At 72.8% G+C, this 18,493-nt stretch carries 22 protein-coding genes; 9 read left to right on the forward strand and 13 right to left on the reverse strand.

Annotation, left to right across the window (positions count from 1 at the left end):
- Window positions 1-93: 93 nt before the first annotated feature.
- The 3 genes from ACFWBN_RS02545 to ACFWBN_RS02555 are packed head-to-tail and all read left to right on the forward strand — an operon-like array spanning window position 94 to window position 2,800.
- Entirely contained in the window at window positions 94-942 is an 849-nt protein-coding gene (locus ACFWBN_RS02545; RefSeq protein ID WP_385169334.1) for a CPBP family intramembrane glutamic endopeptidase, read from the forward strand.
- Window positions 939-2,192 carry a sensor histidine kinase gene (locus tag ACFWBN_RS02550; RefSeq protein WP_385169337.1) on the forward strand — a complete coding sequence of 418 codons (1,254 nt, stop codon included), beginning with the start codon at window positions 939-941 and terminating at the stop codon, window positions 2,190-2,192. Before ACFWBN_RS02545 ends, ACFWBN_RS02550 begins: the two co-directional genes overlap by 4 nt.
- Complete coding sequence (locus ACFWBN_RS02555; protein ID WP_385169340.1) at window positions 2,156-2,800, forward strand: response regulator; 645 nt, start codon at window positions 2,156-2,158, stop codon at window positions 2,798-2,800. Before ACFWBN_RS02550 ends, ACFWBN_RS02555 begins: the two co-directional genes overlap by 37 nt.
- Window positions 2,801-2,837: 37 nt before the next feature.
- Here the strand turns inward: ACFWBN_RS02555 and ACFWBN_RS02560 are convergent, their stop codons facing one another.
- Together ACFWBN_RS02560 and ACFWBN_RS02565 are read right to left on the reverse strand one after the other, a co-directional pair.
- A complete protein-coding gene (locus ACFWBN_RS02560) occupies window positions 2,838-3,086 on the reverse strand; it encodes a hypothetical protein (protein WP_385169343.1) in 249 nt (82 codons plus the stop codon).
- Window positions 3,087-3,130: 44 nt separating this feature from the next.
- Window positions 3,131-3,634, reverse strand: a complete 504-nt coding sequence (locus ACFWBN_RS02565) for a hypothetical protein (RefSeq protein ID WP_385169346.1) — start codon at window positions 3,632-3,634, stop codon at window positions 3,131-3,133.
- 197 nt (window positions 3,635-3,831) lie between these two features.
- On the opposite strand from ACFWBN_RS02565, the gene ACFWBN_RS02570 reads away from it, so the two are divergent.
- Complete coding sequence (locus tag ACFWBN_RS02570) at window positions 3,832-4,647, forward strand: serine protease (protein WP_385169349.1); 816 nt, start codon at window positions 3,832-3,834, stop codon at window positions 4,645-4,647.
- Window positions 4,648-4,776: 129 nt separating this feature from the next.
- The gene (locus tag ACFWBN_RS02575) at window positions 4,777-5,154 is read left to right on the forward strand and encodes a toxin Doc (protein ID WP_385169352.1); all 378 of its coding nucleotides are present in this window, start codon (window positions 4,777-4,779) and stop codon (window positions 5,152-5,154) included.
- A 28-nt stretch (window positions 5,155-5,182) separates the two neighbouring features.
- Here ACFWBN_RS02575 and ACFWBN_RS02580 read toward each other — a convergent pair whose 3' ends face one another.
- The 10 genes from ACFWBN_RS02580 to ACFWBN_RS02625 all read right to left on the reverse strand — a co-directional run bounded on the left by ACFWBN_RS02580 (window position 5,183) and on the right by ACFWBN_RS02625 (window position 12,930).
- A complete protein-coding gene (locus ACFWBN_RS02580; protein WP_385169713.1) occupies window positions 5,183-5,572 on the reverse strand; it encodes a hypothetical protein in 390 nt (129 codons plus the stop codon).
- 314 nt (window positions 5,573-5,886) lie between these two features.
- Window positions 5,887-6,804 carry a MurR/RpiR family transcriptional regulator gene (locus ACFWBN_RS02585; RefSeq protein ID WP_385169355.1) on the reverse strand — a complete coding sequence of 306 codons (918 nt, stop codon included), beginning with the start codon at window positions 6,802-6,804 and terminating at the stop codon, window positions 5,887-5,889.
- A gap of 64 nt (window positions 6,805-6,868) precedes the next feature.
- Window positions 6,869-7,501, reverse strand: coding sequence for an NADPH-dependent FMN reductase (locus ACFWBN_RS02590; RefSeq protein ID WP_385169715.1), 633 nt, complete (start codon window positions 7,499-7,501; stop codon window positions 6,869-6,871).
- Between the two features lie 173 nt (window positions 7,502-7,674).
- Window positions 7,675-8,016, reverse strand: coding sequence for a TcmI family type II polyketide cyclase (locus ACFWBN_RS02595; RefSeq protein WP_385169357.1), 342 nt, complete (start codon window positions 8,014-8,016; stop codon window positions 7,675-7,677).
- A 16-nt stretch (window positions 8,017-8,032) separates the two neighbouring features.
- Complete coding sequence (locus ACFWBN_RS02600; protein ID WP_385169360.1) at window positions 8,033-8,512, reverse strand: SRPBCC family protein; 480 nt, start codon at window positions 8,510-8,512, stop codon at window positions 8,033-8,035.
- Window position 8,513: 1 nt separating this feature from the next.
- Window positions 8,514-8,768 carry an acyl carrier protein gene (locus tag ACFWBN_RS02605; protein ID WP_385169363.1) on the reverse strand — a complete coding sequence of 85 codons (255 nt, stop codon included), beginning with the start codon at window positions 8,766-8,768 and terminating at the stop codon, window positions 8,514-8,516.
- Window positions 8,769-8,819: 51 nt separating this feature from the next.
- Complete coding sequence (locus ACFWBN_RS02610; RefSeq protein ID WP_385169365.1) at window positions 8,820-10,058, reverse strand: beta-ketoacyl synthase N-terminal-like domain-containing protein; 1,239 nt, start codon at window positions 10,056-10,058, stop codon at window positions 8,820-8,822.
- Window positions 10,055-11,326 (reverse strand): beta-ketoacyl-[acyl-carrier-protein] synthase family protein, encoded by a 1,272-nt coding sequence (locus ACFWBN_RS02615; RefSeq protein WP_385169368.1) that lies wholly within the window; start codon window positions 11,324-11,326, stop codon window positions 10,055-10,057. The genes ACFWBN_RS02610 and ACFWBN_RS02615 overlap by 4 nt, the downstream gene beginning before the upstream one ends.
- Window positions 11,323-11,766: a cupin domain-containing protein gene (locus ACFWBN_RS02620; protein WP_385169371.1), complete on the reverse strand. Its 444-nt coding sequence runs from the start codon at window positions 11,764-11,766 to the stop codon at window positions 11,323-11,325. Before ACFWBN_RS02620 ends, ACFWBN_RS02615 begins: the two co-directional genes overlap by 4 nt.
- Before the next feature lie 66 nt (window positions 11,767-11,832).
- Window positions 11,833-12,930, reverse strand: a complete 1,098-nt coding sequence (locus tag ACFWBN_RS02625) for a SchA/CurD-like domain-containing protein (protein WP_385169373.1) — start codon at window positions 12,928-12,930, stop codon at window positions 11,833-11,835.
- A 276-nt stretch (window positions 12,931-13,206) separates the two neighbouring features.
- On the opposite strand from ACFWBN_RS02625, the gene ACFWBN_RS02630 reads away from it, so the two are divergent.
- Complete coding sequence (locus tag ACFWBN_RS02630; protein ID WP_385169376.1) at window positions 13,207-14,844, forward strand: FAD-dependent oxidoreductase; 1,638 nt, start codon at window positions 13,207-13,209, stop codon at window positions 14,842-14,844.
- Between the two features lie 122 nt (window positions 14,845-14,966).
- On the opposite strand, the gene ACFWBN_RS02635 is transcribed toward ACFWBN_RS02630, so the two are convergent.
- Entirely contained in the window at window positions 14,967-15,131 is a 165-nt protein-coding gene (locus tag ACFWBN_RS02635; RefSeq protein WP_385169378.1) for a hypothetical protein, read from the reverse strand.
- 314 nt (window positions 15,132-15,445) lie between these two features.
- Between ACFWBN_RS02635 and ACFWBN_RS02640 the strand changes: the two genes are divergently transcribed.
- The 3 genes from ACFWBN_RS02640 (at window position 15,446) to ACFWBN_RS02650 (ending at window position 18,481) form a co-directional block, all read left to right on the forward strand.
- Complete coding sequence (locus ACFWBN_RS02640) at window positions 15,446-15,667, forward strand: hypothetical protein (RefSeq protein WP_385169380.1); 222 nt, start codon at window positions 15,446-15,448, stop codon at window positions 15,665-15,667.
- A 239-nt stretch (window positions 15,668-15,906) separates the two neighbouring features.
- Complete coding sequence (locus ACFWBN_RS02645; protein WP_385169383.1) at window positions 15,907-17,340, forward strand: glycoside hydrolase family 16 protein; 1,434 nt, start codon at window positions 15,907-15,909, stop codon at window positions 17,338-17,340.
- A gap of 100 nt (window positions 17,341-17,440) precedes the next feature.
- A complete protein-coding gene (locus tag ACFWBN_RS02650) occupies window positions 17,441-18,481 on the forward strand; it encodes a LacI family DNA-binding transcriptional regulator (protein WP_385169386.1) in 1,041 nt (346 codons plus the stop codon).
- The last annotated feature ends 12 nt before the right edge of the window (window positions 18,482-18,493 follow it).

The following is an 18,493-nucleotide window of genomic DNA, read 5'->3' on the forward strand; positions in this document are numbered from 1 at the left end:
CTGTCCGGTGTCCAGGTGCAGTGGCCCGGGCCGCCCCGACCGGCATCGTCGTCCGTGAAGGACAGCGGTCGACGAAGGGAACGGAACGGGGACATGGGAACGGTCGACGACATCGAGGACGTCCAGGATGTTGCGGATGCCGGGGCGACCGGCGCGACGGCGCGGCCACGCCGGATGTGGGGCACGGCGGGGGTGTTCCTGGCGGTGGCCTTCGCCGCGTCCGGTGCGCTGGGCGCGGCGCAGCCGGCCCTCGGGGTGCCCTCCGAGGTACTGGAGCTGACGCAGTTCGGCCCGGCGGCCGGGGTGGCCGCACTCGCCGTGTTCCAACGGGAGCGGGTCGCCCGGCTGTTGCGCGGCGGCGGGCTGCGCGGAGCGGGCCGGGCCGGCGCGCTGCTCGGCACGGCCGCACTGGTCGTCGCGCTGGGGGTCCTCGGATACCTCGCGTACCGGGGCGGCGGGGGCGGTACGTGGTTCACCCGTCCCGGCGCGTTCGGGCAGCCCTTCGCGCTGATCGTCGTGGCGCAGCTGGTCGGTGCCTGCGGGGAGGAGATCGGCTGGCGCTGCCTCCTCCAGCCGCTGCTGCGCACCCGGTTCGGGACGATCGCCTCCTCCGTCACCGTGGGCGTGCTGTGGGGCGCGTGGCACGTGCAGGTCTTCGCGCAGCGGCCCGGGTACGCGGCGGCCTTCCTCGCCGCGACCACCGGCATGTCGGTGGTGCTGGGCCTCGCGCTCGACGGCACGGGCGGGGCCTACCGGCTGCTGCTCGCGGGCGGCTTCCACACCCTGGTCAACCTCGGCATGCTCCTCTTCCTGGACGAGGAGGCCGGCGGCGTCCTCGCGATGGCGTGCTTCGCGGCCTCCTCCCTGCTCGCGGCCCTGCTGTGGGCCGCACGGGCCGGGGCCGGGGCGGGCAAGGCACCGGCTACCCTGCACGGGACATGAGTTCGATCATCTCCCGTGCCCTGGCCGCCGTCTGGCGGTGCCAGCTGGCGAGCTTCGCGGCCCTGGCCGTGGCGTTCGCCGGCGCGGGCGTCGTGGGATCCCTGCTGCTCCTGCCCGTCGGCCTCGGCCGGCGGGCGGTGCCTGCCGCCGCGGCCGCGCTGCGGCGGCGGTCCGACCGCTCCCGCGAACGGGCCGACCGGTGGTCGGGGATACGGATCGGCCCGCCCGAGCCCCTTCCCCTCCCCCGCCCGCCCCGCGCCGTACTGGCCGCCGACGGCTTCTGGCGCGATCTGGCATGGGCCTGGCTGGAGCCGCTGGTAGGCGGCCTGCTCGTCGCGGTGCCCCTCGCCCTCGTCGAGTACGGGGCCTTCGGCGCGCTCGTGCAGCCCTTCGTCTGGCGCCTCCTGGGCGACGGCAACTGGTACGCCTTCGTCCTCGTGGACGACGCCCCCGCCATGCTGGCGGCCCTCGCGCTGGGCCTCGCCTTCATGGCCCTGGGCGCCGCCGCCGCGCCGCGCGTCCTGCGCCTGCACGCACACTGGACCCGGCTGCTCCTCTCCGGCCCGCGGGGCGCCGAGCTGGAGCGCCGCATCGAGCAGTTGACGGACGGCCGGACCGACGCCCTGGAGGAGCGGGCCGCCGAACTGCAGCGCATCGAAAGGGATCTGCACGACGGCGCCCAGGCCCGGCTCGTCGCCCTGGGCATGCGCCTCGACACCGCCACCCGGCTCCTGGAGCGGGACCCGGCCGCCGCCCGGGCCGAACTGGCGGAAGTGCGCGCGCTGTCGGCGCGGGCGCTGGCCGACCTGCGCGACCTGGTCCGCGGGATCCAGCCGCCCGTGCTCACCGACCGCGGGCTGGGCGACGCGCTGCGCTCGCTCGCGCTCGACAGCTTCCTCGACGTGCGGGTCGAGGGCCGGCTGCCGGGGCGGCTCGCCGCGCCCGTGGAATCCGCGGCCTACTTCGCGGTCAACGAGCTGCTGGCCAACGCGGCCAAGCACTCCGGCGCCGACCTCGTCCGGATCACTCTTGAGCACCACGCCACCCGCCGGCCCCTGCTCCGCGTCACCGTCACCGACGACGGACGCGGCGGAGCGGACCCCTCCCTGGGGACCGGGCTGCTGGGCGTGCGGCGGCGGTTGGCTACCTTCGACGGGACCCTCGCCCTGGCGAGCCCGCCGGGCGGACCGACCACAGTGACGCTGGAGATTCCGTGCGCGTTGTCCTTGCCGAAGACCTCTTCCTGCTGAGGGACGGGCTGGAACGCACCCTCCGGGAGCACGGCTTCTCCATCGTGGCCTCGGTGGACAACGGCCCCTCCCTGCTGCGGGCCCTGCTGGAGGAGAGCCCCGACGTCGCGGTCGTGGACGTACGCCTGCCGCCGACCTTCACCGACGAGGGCCTGCAGGCCGCCCTGGAGGCCCGCCGCCGGCGCCCGGGGCTGCCCGTCCTGGTGCTCTCCCAGTACGTCGACCAGCTCTACGCCAACGAGCTGCTGGCCGGTGACGAGGGGGGCGTCGGCTACCTGCTCAAGGACCGGGTCACCGACACCGGCCAGTTCGTCGACGCCGTGCGCCGGGTCGCGGCGGGCGGCACCGTCCTGGACCAGCAGGTCATCTCCAGGCTGCTCTCGCGCGGCGACGCCCGGGGCACCATCGCGGACCTGAGCCCGCGGGAGCGGGACGTACTGGAGCTGATGGCCGAGGGCCGGTCCAACGCGGCGATCGCCCTCGCCCTCCACGTCAGCGAGAGCGCCGTCGCCAAGCACACGGCGAGCATCTTCGCGAAGCTGCGGATCGCCCCCTGCGCCGAGGACAACCGGCGCGTGCTCGCCGTCCTGGCCTACCTCCGCCGCTGACCGGCGTACGCGGGGCGGGGGCCGGCGGGGAGCGCCGTCAGGGGAGGTCGCCGGTCGGCGGGTCGGCCTCGTAGACGTGGGGCGTGTCGGCGTCCCACTCCACCAGCTCCGCGCCGCCGAGGACCGCCTCGTCCGGATCGGGCATGCCGGCCCGCCGCAGGAACTCGATGACGTCCTCGTCCGAGCGGGCGACGCCGAGGGACTCCTCCCCGCCGGCGGTCCGCAGGGTCACCTGCCGGCCTCCCGACGGGAAGATCCGGTGCACGACCACGGGTGCGTGATGCATACCACCAGCCTCGCCCCGGCGGCCGGACCCGGCATCCCGGGCGCTCACGGCGTGCGGCCGGCCGCCGGTGCCGGGATGCGGAACGTCGAGGGGTCGGGGTAGGTCGCCTGCTCGGCGTGCACGACCTCCTCCATCTCCGCCTTGAAGGCGGGGTCGAAGAGGTCGACGGCGAGCAGCAGCCGCAGCCCGCGCAGGGTCGGGTCGAGCAGCGGGCGGGCCATGCGGGAGCCGCCGCCGCGGATCGCGGCGAAGCCCGTCCGCGCCGCTTCCGCCCTCCCGCCCACGCGGTCGCCGAGCCCCGCGGTCGCGTAGCCGGCGATCAGCGCGAGCTCGGTGAGGAACCGGCGGGCCCCGAGGGCCATCTCCTCGGCGCCCTGGAGCGTCTGTACGGGGCCGCCCGCCACGTTGAAGTCCTCGGTGGTCCGCTTCGGGCCGCGCGCCCCGTAGACGGCGAGTGCCTCCTCGAAGAGCCGGCCCGCCTCGTCGACCGCTCTCATCGCCGTCACCAGCCGGTCGATGTCGATGTCGATGTCGATCTCGCGCTCCACGCTGCCTCCTGGTCCGGAACCGTTCTGGACAGACCGTAGGAGGCAACAGCTCCGCTACGGAACACCCGTGCGGTTGCGAGATCTTCACGGTTCCCGACTCCCCACGCCCCCTTGCGAGTTGAGACAAGGGTTCTCGACAATGCGCATGACAACCGAAGGATCTTCGGTCGCATTTGTCCTCAGAGGGGAACCCCCACATGAACAAGCCTCTCGCCGGCGCCTTATTCTCCCTGCTCCTCGTGGGAGCGGCGGGCGCCCCGGCCGTGGCCGCACCGGCCGTCGCGGTCAACTTCGCGGGTACCGTGGCGCTCAGCAACTGTTCCGGCTCCGTCGTCCGCGCTCCCTCCTCCCAACCGAACGACCCCGCGCTCGTCCTGTCCAACGGCCACTGCCTGGAGACCGGCTTCCCGGCGGCGGGCGAGGTGATCAAGGACCAGCCGTCCACCCGCTCCTTCTCCCTGCTCAACGCGGCCGGGTCGAAGGTCGGGACGCTGCGGGCGAGCAAGATCTCGTACGCGACGATGACCGACACGGACGTCTCGCTCTACCAGCTGACCAGGACGTACGCGCAGATCCAGAGCCAGTACGGCATCAGCGCGCTCACCCTCAACGACGTCCGCCCCGCGCAGGGTTCGTCGATCAAGGTGGTCTCGGGCTACTGGAAGCGGACGTACAGCTGCAACGTGGACGGCTTCGCCTACCGCCTCAAGGAGGGTGAGTGGACCTGGAAGGACTCGGTCCGCTACACCTCGTCCTGCAACACCATCGGCGGCACCTCCGGCTCGCCCGTGATCGACACGACGACCGGCAAGGTCGTCGCGGTCAACAACACGGGCAACGAGGACGGCGGCCGGTGCACGGACAACAACCCGTGCGAGGTGGACGAGAGCGGCAACGTGACGGTCCGCAAGGGCATCAACTACGCCCAGGAGACCTACACCATCGTCCCCTGCATAGCCCCCGGTAACAAGATCGACCTGAACCGCCCCGGCTGCGCCCTGCCGAAGCCCTGAGGCGTGTCCGCCGCCCGGCCCCCCACGGGCCGGGCGGCGGCCGCCGGTTCACGCCGACCCGCGGCGCCGGCCCGGCCACACTGGCCGAACCGGCCCCGGGCCGGGCCCCGGACAGGGATACTCGGACGCGTGGAACTGCACATCGATCACCGCTGGCTGCTGGAGCGGCAGGAGGCGCTGTTCAAGGACGTGGAGGTGGCCGACCACTCCGCGCTGGTCGCCGCCGTGGCCCGGCACCGGGTGAACACGCCCAGCCTGGACGTGGACCGGCCCGACGCCTACTGGCGCGCGGCCGCGCTGCTCGACGCGATCGTCCTGCTGCGCCCGCTGCCCGACGCCAACGAGTACTTCGGCTACGGGGTCGCCGTCGCGTACATCGAGGCCTCCGGCAAGGCGGTGGAGGCCTCGTACGAGCAGTGGCGCGACCTCATCACCGACATCCGCACGCTCCGCGTGACGGTCTTCGACGTGGCCGACCGGCTGCGCTCCTGGCAGCCGCCCACCTAGCGCCGCGGCCCTTCAGCCCCTCCGCACCTCAGCGCTTGCGCTGGGCGGGGGTGGTGCCCACCAGGAGCGCGTCCGTGACGAGCCGCGCGCCGCGGGCGAGGCGCCCCAGCTGTTCGAGCTCCACCGCGTACATCCTGATCGTGTTCTCTATGACGGACTCGGCTACGCCCATCATGGGCAGTTCGGCACGGCTGGTCTGCAGGGCCACCCGGACGGCGCGCATCTCGTGCTGCAGCTGGAGCTGCACGTGCCGCGCCAGGAGCGCGTGATGCCGGGTCAGGGTCAGGTAGCCGCCGTAGCGGGCCGGGAGCAGGTCCCGCAGCCAGCGCGTGGCCGTGCGTTCCCAGTCGTGGGTCCCGGGCGCCTTGACCTGCAAGGGCCAGTCGGGACTGCGCGTGATGGTGGCCGTCTGGGGCATTCTCGTCACTTCCGAGTGGTGTCGAACTCTGATCGAGACGTTGCTTGGGCGGCCTCGGCCCAGGGGTTGACCGAGGCCGCCAGGGCGCTCTGCGGGATCCGAAAGCCTGGACTCGACCCGCGGCCGCGACGTGAGGAGGTTCGTCGTGCCGCGCGTGTGGTTCGGGAGGACGTGGGGTCGCCCTCCTTGGCATCTGGTGGATCCGGAACGCCGTCGTCAGTAAACATATATACCGTCGAGTAGGCAAGCGCATGAAAAATTTCATGCACGCCGCAGGCTGAATATATCCCCGCGTAGATCGGCTGGGATTCGCCCTAGAGGAAGAAACCGTGCTGGTCAGCGACCTGCTCGTAGTCCTCCAGGCGCGCCTGCGTCCGCTCCGGATCGGCGTCGGCCATGGCCTGAAGTAGTGCCGCGGAGAGCATCCCGGGCGCCGCGTACGAGTCGAAAACCAGCCGCGACCCGGTCCCCGCCGTGAGCGTCACGTCCGCCTCGTCCACCAGCGGTCCCAGCGTGGGGTCCGTGATCAGGACGACGCGCAGGCCCGTGCTGCGGGCGGCCCGGATGGCGGCCAGGGTCTCCTTGGCGTGCCGGGGCATGGCGAAGGCCAGGACCCAGGTCCCGCCGGCCGCCCTGGACTGGAGCAGGGCGTCGAAGGCGACGCTGCCGCCGCGGGTGACCAGGCGCACGTCGGGGTGGATGCGCCGGGCCGCGTAGGCGAAGTACTCGGCGAGGGAGACCGAGATGCGCAGCCCGAGGACGGTCAGGGGCACCGAGGCGGCCAGCTCGCGGCCGATGTCCAGCACCTGGTTGGTGTCCGCGAGCAGCCGGCGTACGTGCTCCAGGTTCTCGATCTCGGCGTCGACGGCCGCCTGGAGCTCGTTGCGGCGGATCTGCTCACGGGAGTCGGGCGATCCGGCGACGGCGCTCAGCGCGATCGGCTGGAGCACGTCGCGCAGCGCGGGGTAGCCGCTGAACCCGAGGGAGGCGGCGAAGCGGGTCACGGAGGGCTGGCTCACGCCGACCCGTTCGGCGAGCTCGGTGATCGAGAGGAACGCGGCCTCGGTGAGGTGGTCGATCAGGTACTGCGCGATGCGGCGCTGGCCCGGGGAGAGGCGGCGGCCGTCGAAGAGCGCGAGGAGCCGGTCGGCCGGAGGGCGGACCTCCTCGGACGACTGGCCGCTCGGCGTGATCGCAGCCGCCTGTGCGCGTGCCTGCTGACCCGATGACACCGGAGGGCCTCCTTCTCATGTCACCCGGGATCAAACATAGCTCACGCCCTGTGGCCGACGAAGATCAGTCCTGGGCCCGGGAGGTCACCGCGGCGTCGGTCTGGTCGCCGAGGAACTCGTACCAGCGGCGCTGGAGGCACAGGTAGCGGGTGTCGGCCTCGACGAGGTCCAGGAAGGACGCGGTGGTCGCGGTCAGCCGCTCCGCCAGGCCCCGGTCGGCGAGCGAGCCGTCCGCGCCGAAGGCGTGGTGGGCATTGGCGAGGCTGAACATGTCGGGGTAGACCCGGGCCCCGAGGTGTTCGAGCGGGACGCGCAGGGCCCACAGGCCGCGGTTGCCGCCGACCATCGACGGCGAGGCGGAGACCAGCAGGGTCTGCTTGTCCTTGAAGGGCTGCGGGCGGAAGCGGGAGACCCAGTCGATGGCGTTCTTCACCACGCCGGGGACGGAGGCGTTGTACTCGGGCGAGGCGATCACCAGCGCCTGGGCCGCCTCGATCCGCTCGCACAGGGCCTGCGCGCCCTTCGGCAGCCCCTCGTCGGCCTCCGCGTCACCGTCGTACGGCGGCATGGGGAACTGTCCGAGCGACGCCGGGTCCGCGACCGCCCCGGCACCGACCACCAGGCGCGCGACGAGGGCGGCCAGGCGGGCGTTGACCGAGCCGGTGCGGGAGGACCCGGACAGCACGAGCACGCGCAGGGAGGAACGGGCTTTCGCGCCGTCGTGCGGGCGGGCCGGGTCCGCGGGGAAGGTCTCGTGGTCGGTCGGGTTCATGCCGTCTCCTGGTCTCGGGGCAGGACACCCCCTGGGGTGCCGGCGGTTCATGCGGCGGGACCCGCACACGCCGGTGTGCGGGTCCCGTGCCGCTCGGGTCACTTCGCGGGGGGCTTCTCCCAGCGGTAGAACTCGTGGGCCATGGCGTCCTTCGGGCTGCGCCAGGTCTCCGGGTTGTGCGGGCTGATGTAGGCGGTGAGCCGCTCGCTGAGGTCCCGGAACTCGGGGTGTTCGGTGACCTTCGCGATGGCGGGGCCGGGCGGCCGGTCCGACTCGATCAGGTGCATGTACACGTCGCCGAACTGGAACAGGCTGCGGCGGGTGACCCCGACCAGGTGCGGGAGTTCGCCCGCGTCCGAGCCGGAGAAGAGTTCGGCGATGTCCGGGGCCGATCCCGGCGCCATGCGGGCGACGATGAGAGCGCGGTGCGTGGACTGCATCCGGATGGCCTGCCTTTCAGACGCGGGTGACGGCGGGGGTGCGGTTCTCGCGTTCGCGCTGCTCGATCTTGTCGCGGATGAGCGCCATCTGGATCGGGGAGTTGCGGTTGATGTTGTCGGTCATCCACGCGTCGTCGACCGGCGCTTCCGGCTTCATCGCGAAGTCCTGGGTCCACTTCATCCGGGTGCCGCCCGGCACCTTGAAGTACTGCCAGTGGATGTCCATGTGCGCGAACGGGCCGGTCTCCACGCGCCGGGCCCGGACCGTGAGGCTCTTGCGGTCCATGGTCCGCTCCGAGACCCAGCTCCACACCTTGCCGTTCTCGTCGGGGTGCATGGTGAGGCGGAAGCGGGTGGTGTCGCCCTGCTGGTCGAGGATCTCCAGCGACGCGTACTCGCTGAAGAGCTGCGGCCAGTTGGGGAGGTCGTTGGTCATCTCCCACACGACGTCCACGGGCGCGTTGACGGTGATCTCGTTCTCGGTGTGTCCTGGCATGTCACGCTCCGGTCATGAGGCTGTTGTTGACGAGGTCGAGGAACTCGCCGGGGGTCTTGCAGCGGTCGGCATCGGTGGGCAGCGCCCGGCCGCGCCGGTTCTCCAGCTCCCCGACGATGCCGAGCAGGCCCAGCGAGTCGAGGCCGTAGTCGTCGAAGGCCGAGTCGGGACGGCTCGCCAGCTCGGAGGGGTCGACGGTGATGCCGGCGGACTTCATCAGGGCCGCCAGCTCCTCCAGGGTCAGTCGGTCGGACATGTGGAGTTCTCTCTTCCTACGAGGGGACCGTGCGGGTCCTGACGTGTCCCGCTACATGGGCGCCGAGGAGCCCTTGCGCAGGACGAGCGCGGAGTTGGAGCCCATCCGGCCGCGGCTCAGCACGAGCGCGGTGCGCAGCTCCGCGGGGCGGGCGCTGCCGGTCACCACGTCGAGGTCGTGGCACACGTCGAAGACGTTCGGGGTCGGCGGGACGATGCCGTGCTCCAGTGCCAGGACCGCTGCCGCGGTGTCCAGGGCGGGCGCCGCGCAGTACGCCCTGCCCGTACCGGACTTGGGCGCGGTGACCGCCACCTTGAGCCCGTGCGCGCCGAGCGCGTCGGCGATGGCCGCCGCCTCGGCCGCGTCCGCCTCGGGCGTGCCCAGGGCGTCCGCGAAGACCACGTCGATCTCCTCGGGTGCGCAGCCGGCTTCCCGGAGGGCGCCCCGGATCGCGTGGGCCAGTCCCTCGCCCGAGGGGTCCGGCCGCTGCGTGCCGCTGAAGGTCGCGGCGTGGCCGGCCAGTACGGCGCGCACCGTGGCGCCGCGCCCGCGGGCCGCCGCCTCGTCCTCGACGACGAACATCGCTCCGCCCTCCGCGGGGACGTACCCGCAGGCCTTGGCGGTGAACGGCCGGTAGGCGCGCTCGGGGTCGTCCCGGGTGCTCAGGCCCTCGTACCCCAGCTGGCAGACGATGGAGTACGGCGCGAGGGGCGCTTCCGTCGCCCCGACCAGCATCGCCCGGCTGCCCTGGCGGATCGCCCGGACCGCGTGCGCGAAGGCGTCCAGTCCGCCCGCCTCGTCGCTGCAGACGACCCCGCACGGGCCCTTGAGGCCGCGGCGGATGGAGATCTGGCCGGTGCTCGCGGCGTAGAACCAGGCGATGGACTGGTACGGGCCCACGTAGCGGGGTCCCTGGTCCCAGAGGTGCTGCAGCTCGCGCTGCCCGAACTCGCCGCCGCCGGAACCGGCCGCGGTGACGACGCCGAAAGAGAAGGGGTCGTCCGCGTAGTCGGCCTGCCCGAGCCGGGCGTCCTCCAGGGCGAGGTCGGCCGCGGCGAGGGCGTGGTGGGTGAAGCGGTCCGTCTGGACGAGGAAGCGGTCCTCGACCATGCTGCCGGGCTCGAAGCCCCGTACCTCTCCCGCGACCCGCAGCGGCAGGTGTTCGCAGCCCGCCCGGGTGACCCGGTCGAGCACGCTCACACCGGACTGGGTGGCCTTCCAGAAGGCTTCGGCGCCGACGCCGTTGGGCGCGACGACCCCGATGCCCGTGATGACCGTACGGCTGGTCACGAGACCTCCTCCTTCGGCCGGGTCATGACCACGGCGGACTGGAATCCGCCGAAGCCGCTGCCGACCGAGAGCACGCTGCGCAGCTTGCGGCCGCGGGCGGTGCGGGGCACGTAGTCCAGGTCGCACTCGGGGTCGGGCGTCTCGTAGTTCGCCGTCGGCGGTACGACCTGATGGGTCATGGCGAGCACGCAGGCCGCCAGTTCGATCGCCCCGATGGCGCCGAGGGAGTGACCCACCATGGATTTGATGGAGGTCATCGGCGTCTTGTAGGCGTGGTCGCCCAGGACCCGCTTGACCGCCGCCGTCTCGTGGCGGTCGTTCTGCTTGGTTCCCGAGCCGTGCGCGTTGACGTAGTCGATCTCGCCGGCGCCGGTCCGGGCCTGGTCGAGGGCGGTTTCGATGGCGCGGGCCATCTCCAGGCCCTCGGCGGTCAGCCCGGTCATGTGGTGGGCGTTGCCGAAGGTGGCGTAGCCGCCGATCTCGCAGTAGACGGTCGCACCGCGGGCGCGGGCGTGTTCCAGCTCTTCGAGTACGAGGACGGCGCCGCCTTCGCCGAGGACGAACCCGTCCCGGTCGGCGTCGAACGGCCGGGAGGCGTGCGCCGGGTCGTCGTTGTTCGGCGAGGTCGCCTTGATGGCGTCGAAGCAGGCCACCGTGATCGGCGATATGGGCGAGTCCGAGGCACCGGCTATGCACACGTCCATCCGGCCCTCGGCTATGGAGTGCACGGCGTACCCGATGGCGTCGAGTCCCGAGGTGCAGCCGGTGGACACGGTCTGTACGGGGCCGCGCGCACCGGTGTGCTCCGCGACGGCGGAGGCGAGGGTGGCGGGGGTGAACGCCCGGTGCAGGTAGGGCCCGGCGAGCTTCTCGTCCACGTCCCACCAGGCGCCGGACTGGCTCACGGCGACGTAGTCGTGCTCCAGGCGGGTGGTGCCGCCGACGGCCGTGCCGAGGGAGACTCCGGTGCGCCAGGCCTCGTCCGTGGTGAGGTCGAGGCCGGCGTCGAGCAGGGCCTCGCGGGCGGCGACCAGGGCGAACTGGATGTACCGGTCCGCGCGGGCCGCTTCGCCCGCGCCGAGGCCGTGCGCGGCGGGGTCGAAGTCGACCTCCGCGGCTATCCGGGAGCGGAAGCCGGTCGGGTCGAAGAGGGTGATGCCGCGCGTCGCCGTACGGCCGTTGGACAGCAGGTCCCAGAAGGCCGAGACGCCGATCCCGCCGGGCGCGACGACCCCGACTCCGGTGACGGCCACCCGGCGGCGGGTCACGAGACCGCTCCCGTGCGGTCCGGGGGCTGCGCCCACGCGGTGCTCTCCGGGTGCGGGGCCTCCTCGGTGTCGACGTGGCCGAGCTCGGGGCGAGGGGCGAGGGGGCCGAGGTGGAAGACCATGCGGGCCTCGGTGTCGCCGATGTTCCGGAACCGGTGGCGCACGTTGAGGGGGACCAGCAGCCCCTGGTCGGTGCGCAGCGGATGGGCCTCGCCGTCGAGGTCGACCTCCAGCCGGCCCGCGACCACGTACACGAACTCCTCGGAGTACGGGTGGTAGTGCTCGGCGATGGACTCCCCGGGGGCCATGATCGCCATGCCCATGAAGCCGCTGGTGGAGCCCACGGAGGTCGGGGTGAGGACGGCCCTGAGGTCGCCACCGCGCCGGCGGTTGGGCGGCGTCTCGCTGAGGTCGACGATGCGTGGGCGCTGTCTGGTCATGGCGGGTTCCTCCTGGCGTGTGGGGAGCCTGGACGGGGCTGGGGGTGGTGGGGGGACCGAGAGGGATCAGGACTGGGCGGGGGCCCGGCGGTCGGTGATCAGGTTCATGGTGTGGTGCGCGGCACGGACGCGCTCGCCGTGCTCGGCCATCAGGCGACCGAGCACCGCCGCCTTGCGCGGGCCCCGGATGCCGAAGGTCGTGTCGGGCTCGGCGTCGAACGGGCCGCGCACGTCGATCAGGCGGACGACGATGTCGTCGCGCTGGAAGATGCTGCTGCTCCGAACGGGGCTGGCGGGGCGGCCGGCGGCGGCCTCGTCCTGGCGGGCCAGGAACCGGGCGAGCGCCGTGCCGCAGCCGGGCTTGGCCGGGTAGAAGAGCGCGTGCCGCTGCACGTCGTCGGATTCCGGCTCCGGTGCGGCGATGTGGTGGACCGCAGGGACCGCCGCCCGCATGAAGAACATCCGTGCGGATTCCGGGTCGTTGAGGTCCCGGTCCTGCTCCAGGTAGGGGTTGATGGCCTCTTCGACGGCGCGCACCTCGGGCTGTTCCGAGACGTGCCGCAGGGCCGCCATCAGGTCTCCCTTGACCTCCACGGTCCGTACGACGCGGTTGCCGTGCATGAACAGCGAGGTGCGGCACAGCCGGGTGTGGTCGTCGACGCGGGCCGCCGGGGAGGCGTAGTCGGAGAGGATGGCCGCGACCTGCTTCTCGCTGCCCGGTTTGACGGTGAAGGTGAGGGCGTGGCGGACGATGCCCTCGCCCAGCCGGGGTACGGGCTGGAGCCGTGCGGTGGCCGGCCGCGCCGCCTGGTCGTAGCCGCGCCCGGTTTCGCGCAGGACGGTGAACTTGAGCGGGCGCATGGCGCGGGCACAGGCGCCCAGCGGCTTGACCTGTTCGGCGTGGTGCTCGCTGTTGACCCATGCGAGGTACTGCGGGGCGCTCTCCCACTCGCTGGTGATGAGCCACTGCGAGGGGTTCTCGAAGGATTGGCACAACTGGTCGCTGATGTGGCCCGGGATCGACGCGATGTCGTTGCGGAGCTTTTCGTACGCCTCGAAGAACTGCTGCTGGGTTCCCTCGTGGAGGTCCATCAGCAGGACGACCCGGAGCATGGAGCCGTCGAAGGCTGACTGCGACACCCGTTCGGACAGGGTGGTTGTCATCTACTCACTCCTTCATGAGGGGGTGGAGATCCATCGCGTACGGACCCCTCGTCCGTCACCGGTGGCGTCCGCCCGGGCCGGCGGCCGTCTCGGTCGGGAACGGCGGGGCCGGCGCATCTCAGGGGGAGCCGCTGTCGCTCATCGTCATCCGGGTGGGCGGGTACCGCTACATGTCCGGATCAAGCGGGTGACAACCGGCGAATCAACCGGGCCTCATCGACGATCGGGGGCATAAAGAGTCCACTCCCCCACACAGAAAACAGGAGCCCGCAGCTGATGGAAGACAACGCCGATGTTCGCGTACCGGTTCTCGTCGTGGGCGGCTCCCTCGTGGGCCTGTCCACATCGCTTTTCCTGAGCCGCCACGGAGTGAGGCACCTTCTGGTCGAGAAGCACTCCGGTACCTCCCCGCACCCGCGCGGCCGCGGCATCAACGCCCGGACCATGGAGCTCTTCCGCACGGCGGGGGCCGAACGCGCGATCCGCCAGGCGGCGTCCGCGCTGGAGGGTGTTCAGGGCATTCTGCAGGCCAGGTCACTGACCGACGGCGACCACACGTGGCTGATCAAGTCGGTGGACCCGTCCGGGGCGCTGCGCAAGTTCAGCCCCACCGGCTGGTGCCTGTGCAGCCAGAACAACATCGAGCCGGTACTGGCCGCGCAGAGCCGCGCGCAGGGAGCCGAGATCCGGTTCTCCACCGAGCTGATGAGCTTCGACCAGGACGCGACCGGGGTGACCGCCCTGGTCAAGAACCGCAAGACGGGCGAGCACACCACCGTGCGCGCCGACTTCCTCATCGCCGCCGACGGGCCGCGCAGCCCCGTGCGGGAGCAGCTGCGCATCCCGCAGACGGGTAACGGCGAGCTGTTCCACAACGTCAGCGTCACCTTCCGCTCGGAGCGGCTCATCGAGGTGCTGGGCGATCTGCGCTTCATCGTCTGCTACCTGATGCGGCCGGGAGCGGACGGGGCGCTGCTGCCGGTGGACAACGCGACGCAGTGGGTCTTCCACGCCCCCTGGCACCCGGACCGGGGCGAGACCCTGGAGGACTTCACCGACGAGCGGTGCGTGGAGCAGATCCGCAACGCCATCGGAGTACCCGACCTGGATGTGGAGATCGGCGGCAAGGCTCCCTGGCACGCCGCCGAACGGGTGGCGGAAACGTACTCGTCCGGCCGCCGGGTGTTCCTGGCCGGTGACGCGGCCCACGAGATGTCCCCGACCGGGGCCTTCGGCTCCAACACGGGCATCCAGGACGCGCACAACCTGGCCTGGAAGGTCGCCGCGGTGCTGGACGGGGCCGCCGGCATCGAGCTGCTCGACACCTACGAGGTCGAGCGGCTGCCGGTGGCCAAGGCCACGAGCGAGCGGGCGTCGGCCCGTTCGGCGGAGCACAGCCACCCGGGGTACGCGCCGCCGCCCACCATGGGCGGCGGGCCGGGCAGCGGGGTGCTGCCCACCGCCATGGGCTACTGCTACCCGAGCGGCGCGGTCATCGGCGGCGATCCGCAGCGGGCGATCATCCCCCAGGCAATGCGCCTGACGGGTGACACCGGTACCCGGGCCCCGCACATGTGGCTGCTCAGGGCCGGTGAGCGGATCTCCGCCCTGGACCTGTACGAGCGCTCGTTCGTGCTGCTCAGCGGCGCGGGTACGCCGTGGCGGGAGGCGGCCGAACGGGTGGCCGGGCAGCTCCCGGCCGTCCGGCTGGACGCCTACGCCATCGGCTCCGGGCCGGGCGCCGACCTCGTCCAGGAGGAGGGTACCGATTGGGCCGAGGTCCACGAGACGGACCCCGCGGGCGCGGTGCTCGTACGCCCCGACGGGTTCGTGGCGTGGCGCTCGGAGGGTGCCGTGGCCGATCCCCCGGCGACCCTGCTCGAGGTCCTCTCCACGGTGCTCCGCCGGAAGTGACCCCTTCACTCCCCCTCCCGCCGGCCGTGCGCGCGGCCGGCGGCCGGGGTTCAGCGACAGACACGCCGACGGGCTCGGGGACGGGCTGGGGAACGGGTCCGGGAACGGGTCCGGGGGCAGGATCAGCTACAGGCCCAGCAGCCCGCCCAGCAGCCCGCGGACGGCTTGGCCGGGCGCCGGCGGCCTTCCCCCGCTCCGGCCTTCGCGGCATGACGGGCCTCGGCCGTGCGGCGCGCGCAACAGGCCACCACGACCGCGATCGCGGCCAGTTCCTCGGGTGCGGCCATGCCCTTTTCCACACGCAGCAGGCTCGATATCGGTACGTCGTTCTGCATCGGCACGGCCTCTCGTACGGGGGCTGCGCGTACGCCCTGCCGCGGCGCGAGGGATCGACCGTCTCGGCGCCCGCGCGGGCTGCGCTCAGGTGGCTCGGTGCGCTCGTGGGGCGTGTGCCGCGGATGCGCACCGGCCGGCGGATTCCTGTCGGACCACCAGGTCTCCTGACGCGTCCGACGCTACAAGCGCGGGGCGGACCCGGCACGTTGGCCGGGAGCGGGCTTCCTCTCCCGCTCCCGGCCGCGGCGCGGCCCCCGGGCCGGCCGTGACCGGCCACGACGCCCTGCTCTGCCGGGGCTGCGCGGGCCGGCTCTACGCGGTGTGCACCACCGACCGCGGCGGTCGCGGGAGCGCGGTCGGCGAGTGGGAGGTCGACCACGAGATGCCGTCGTCCTGCCCGCTCGCCGGGCTGCTGCCGCTCACCGGAAGGGCGGCCTCGGTGTACGAGCTCCCCGGCGCGGAGGAGGTCCTCGGCCGGCCGAACTGAGCACGGCGGGCTGGTCCGCACGGGTGAACGGGTGGCGGACGGGCTCACCGGCGGCGGGTCGGCGAGCGATCCGCGAGCGAGGGGTGGGTGTTCAACGTGTGAACTCCCTTGGCCCGCCCGCCCCTTCCCGGTTCAATCTCTTGACGCCCTCATGGGCGGGGAGCACAGTGTCCAGCGGCGCCGCTTGAGAGCGCTCTCAAGCGGTGTACTCCCCCGACCCCCCGTCCGAGAGGGCCCCCATGCGTGAGACATCCGGTAGGAAACGGCCGACCGTCCGACGGGCCGTGACGGCCGCGATCGGCACGATCGCCGTGGTCGCGGCGGCCGCCGCGGCCGTCACCCTGCCCGCGAGCGCCGCGGCTCCCCCCACCCCGCCCGGCTGGTCCCAGGTCTTCCTTGACGACTTCAACGGGGCGGCGGGCTCCGGCGTGAACACCGCCGACTGGCAGTACACCACCGGCACGAGCTACCCCGGCGGCCCCGGGGGCTTCGGCACCGGCGAGATCGAGACGATGACCTCCGACCCCGCCAACGTCTCCCTCGACGGGGCGGGCAACCTGCGGATCACCCCGCGGCGGGACGCCGCCGGGAACTGGACCTCCGGGCGCGTCGAGACCAGGCGGTCCGATTTCCAGCCCCCGGCGGGCGGCAAGCTCCGCACCGAGGCGCGCATCCAGATGCCGAACGTCACGGGCCCCGCGGCCAAGGGCTACTGGCCGGCGTTCTGGATGCTCGGGGCGCCGTACCGCGGCAACTGGTGGAACTGGCCGGGCATCGGCGAGATCGACATCATGGAGAACGTCCAGGGCATCGACAATGTCTGGGCCACCATGCACTGCGGGACGAGCCCGGGCGGCCCCTGCAACGAGACCTCCGGCATAGGCGGCCAGCGCGTCTGCCCGGGCACCAGCTGCCAGGGCGGCTTCCACACCTACGCCGTCGAGTGGGACCGGTCGACGGCGGTCGAGGAGCTGCGCTTCTCCGTCGACGGGCTGACCTTCCACACCGTACGGGCGAACCAAGTGGACGCCGCCACCTGGACCAACGCCACGAACCACGGCTACTTCATCATCCTGAACGTCGCCATGGGCGGCGGCTTCCCGGACGCCTTCGGCGGCGGCCCCGACGCGGGCACCCAGCCCGGCCATCCGATGGTCGTCGACTACGTGTCCGTCCTGCGGTCGACGGGCGGCACGACCCCGCCCACCACACCTCCGACGACCCCGCCGACGACTCCCCCGACCACCCCGCCGGCCGGCAACCGCGACGCGTACTCCGCGATCCAGGCCGAGTCCTACGACGGCCAGGCGGGCGTGGTGAAGGATCCCACCTCGGACACCGGCGGCGGCCAGGACCTCGGCACGATCGGCAACGGCGACTGGGTCCTCTACAGGGGCGTCGACTTCGGCTCCACCGCCGCGCGGCAGTTCCACGGGCGCGTCGCCTCCGGCGCGGCCGGCGGGGTGAGCGGGCTCGTCGAGGTCCGGCTGGACAGCCGTACCAGCGCGCCGATCGGCAGCTTCTCCGTCGCGAACACCGGCGGCTGGCAGAGCTGGCGTACGGTACCGGCGAACATCAGCGCCGTCACGGGCACGCACGACGTGTACCTGACCTTCACCAGCGGCCAGGGCGCCGACTTCGTGAACGTCAACTGGTTCGACTTCGGGCACTGAGACGGGCCCGGCCGCCGGGAGCGCTCCTCGTCTCCCGGCGGTACGGGTTACCCTGCTGCCCGGCCGGGCCACCGGCCGCGGACACCCAGGAGGAGCGCCCGTGCCCGAACAGCGTCCCGGCAACCGCCCCACTCTGGAGGCGGTGGCAGAGCGCGCCGGGGTGTCCCGGGCCACGGCGTCCCGCGTGGTCAACGGCGGTGACGGGGTCCGCGCGCACCTGGTGGACAAGGTGCGCGAGGCCGTCCGGGACCTCGGGTACGTGCCCAACCCGGCGGCCCGCACCCTGGTCACCCGGCGCACGGACGCCGTCGCGGTGATCATCGCCGAGCCGGAGGTCAGGATCTTCTCCGACCCGTTCTTCTCCCGGCAGGTGCGCGGCATAAGCAAGGAACTGACCGCGCACGACACCCAGTTGGTGCTGCTGCTGGTGGAGGACCGCGGGGACTACGACCGCATCGAGCGCTACCTGGCGGGCGGCCACGTGGACGGGGCGCTCGCCTTCTCCCTGCACACCGACGATCCGCTGCCCGCGATCACCCGCCGGCTCGGCATGCCCACGGTCTACGGCGGGCGGCCGGGCTGGACCGCGGGCCCCGGTGAGCCCGAGGGCGTGGCGTACGTGGACGCGGACAACCGCGGCGGAGCCCGCGCGGCCGTACGGTACCTGCTGGAGCAGGGGCGCGAGCGGATCGCGCACATCGCCGGCCCGCTCGACCAGACCTCGGCCGCCGACCGGCTCAGCGGCTACCGGGACGTGCTGCCGGCGGTCGATCAGGCGCTGGTCGCGGAAGGGGACTTCACCGTGGCGGGCGGGGCCCGCGCGATGGCCGGACTGCTGGAGCGCGGCACCGGCATCGACGCGGTGTTCGCCGCGAACGACCTGATGGCCACGGGCGCCCTGCGGGTGCTGCGGGAGGCCGGCCTCTCGGTGCCGGCGGATGTGGCGGTGGTCGGCTTCGACGACGCCGAACCGGTGGCCGAGAGCGCCGATCCGCCGCTGACGACCGTACGCCAGGACATCGAGGGCATGGGCCGGCTGATGGCGCGGCTGCTGCTGGGCACCCTGGCGGACCGGGGCGAGGGGGCCGTGGCCGGACCGGTGATCACCGCCACGGAACTGGTGCGGCGCGCTTCGGCCTGAGGCCGGGACCTC

This window comes from Streptomyces sp. NPDC059989, from assembly GCF_042736975.1.
In the GTDB taxonomy this organism is placed as follows: domain Bacteria; phylum Actinomycetota; class Actinomycetes; order Streptomycetales; family Streptomycetaceae; genus Streptomyces.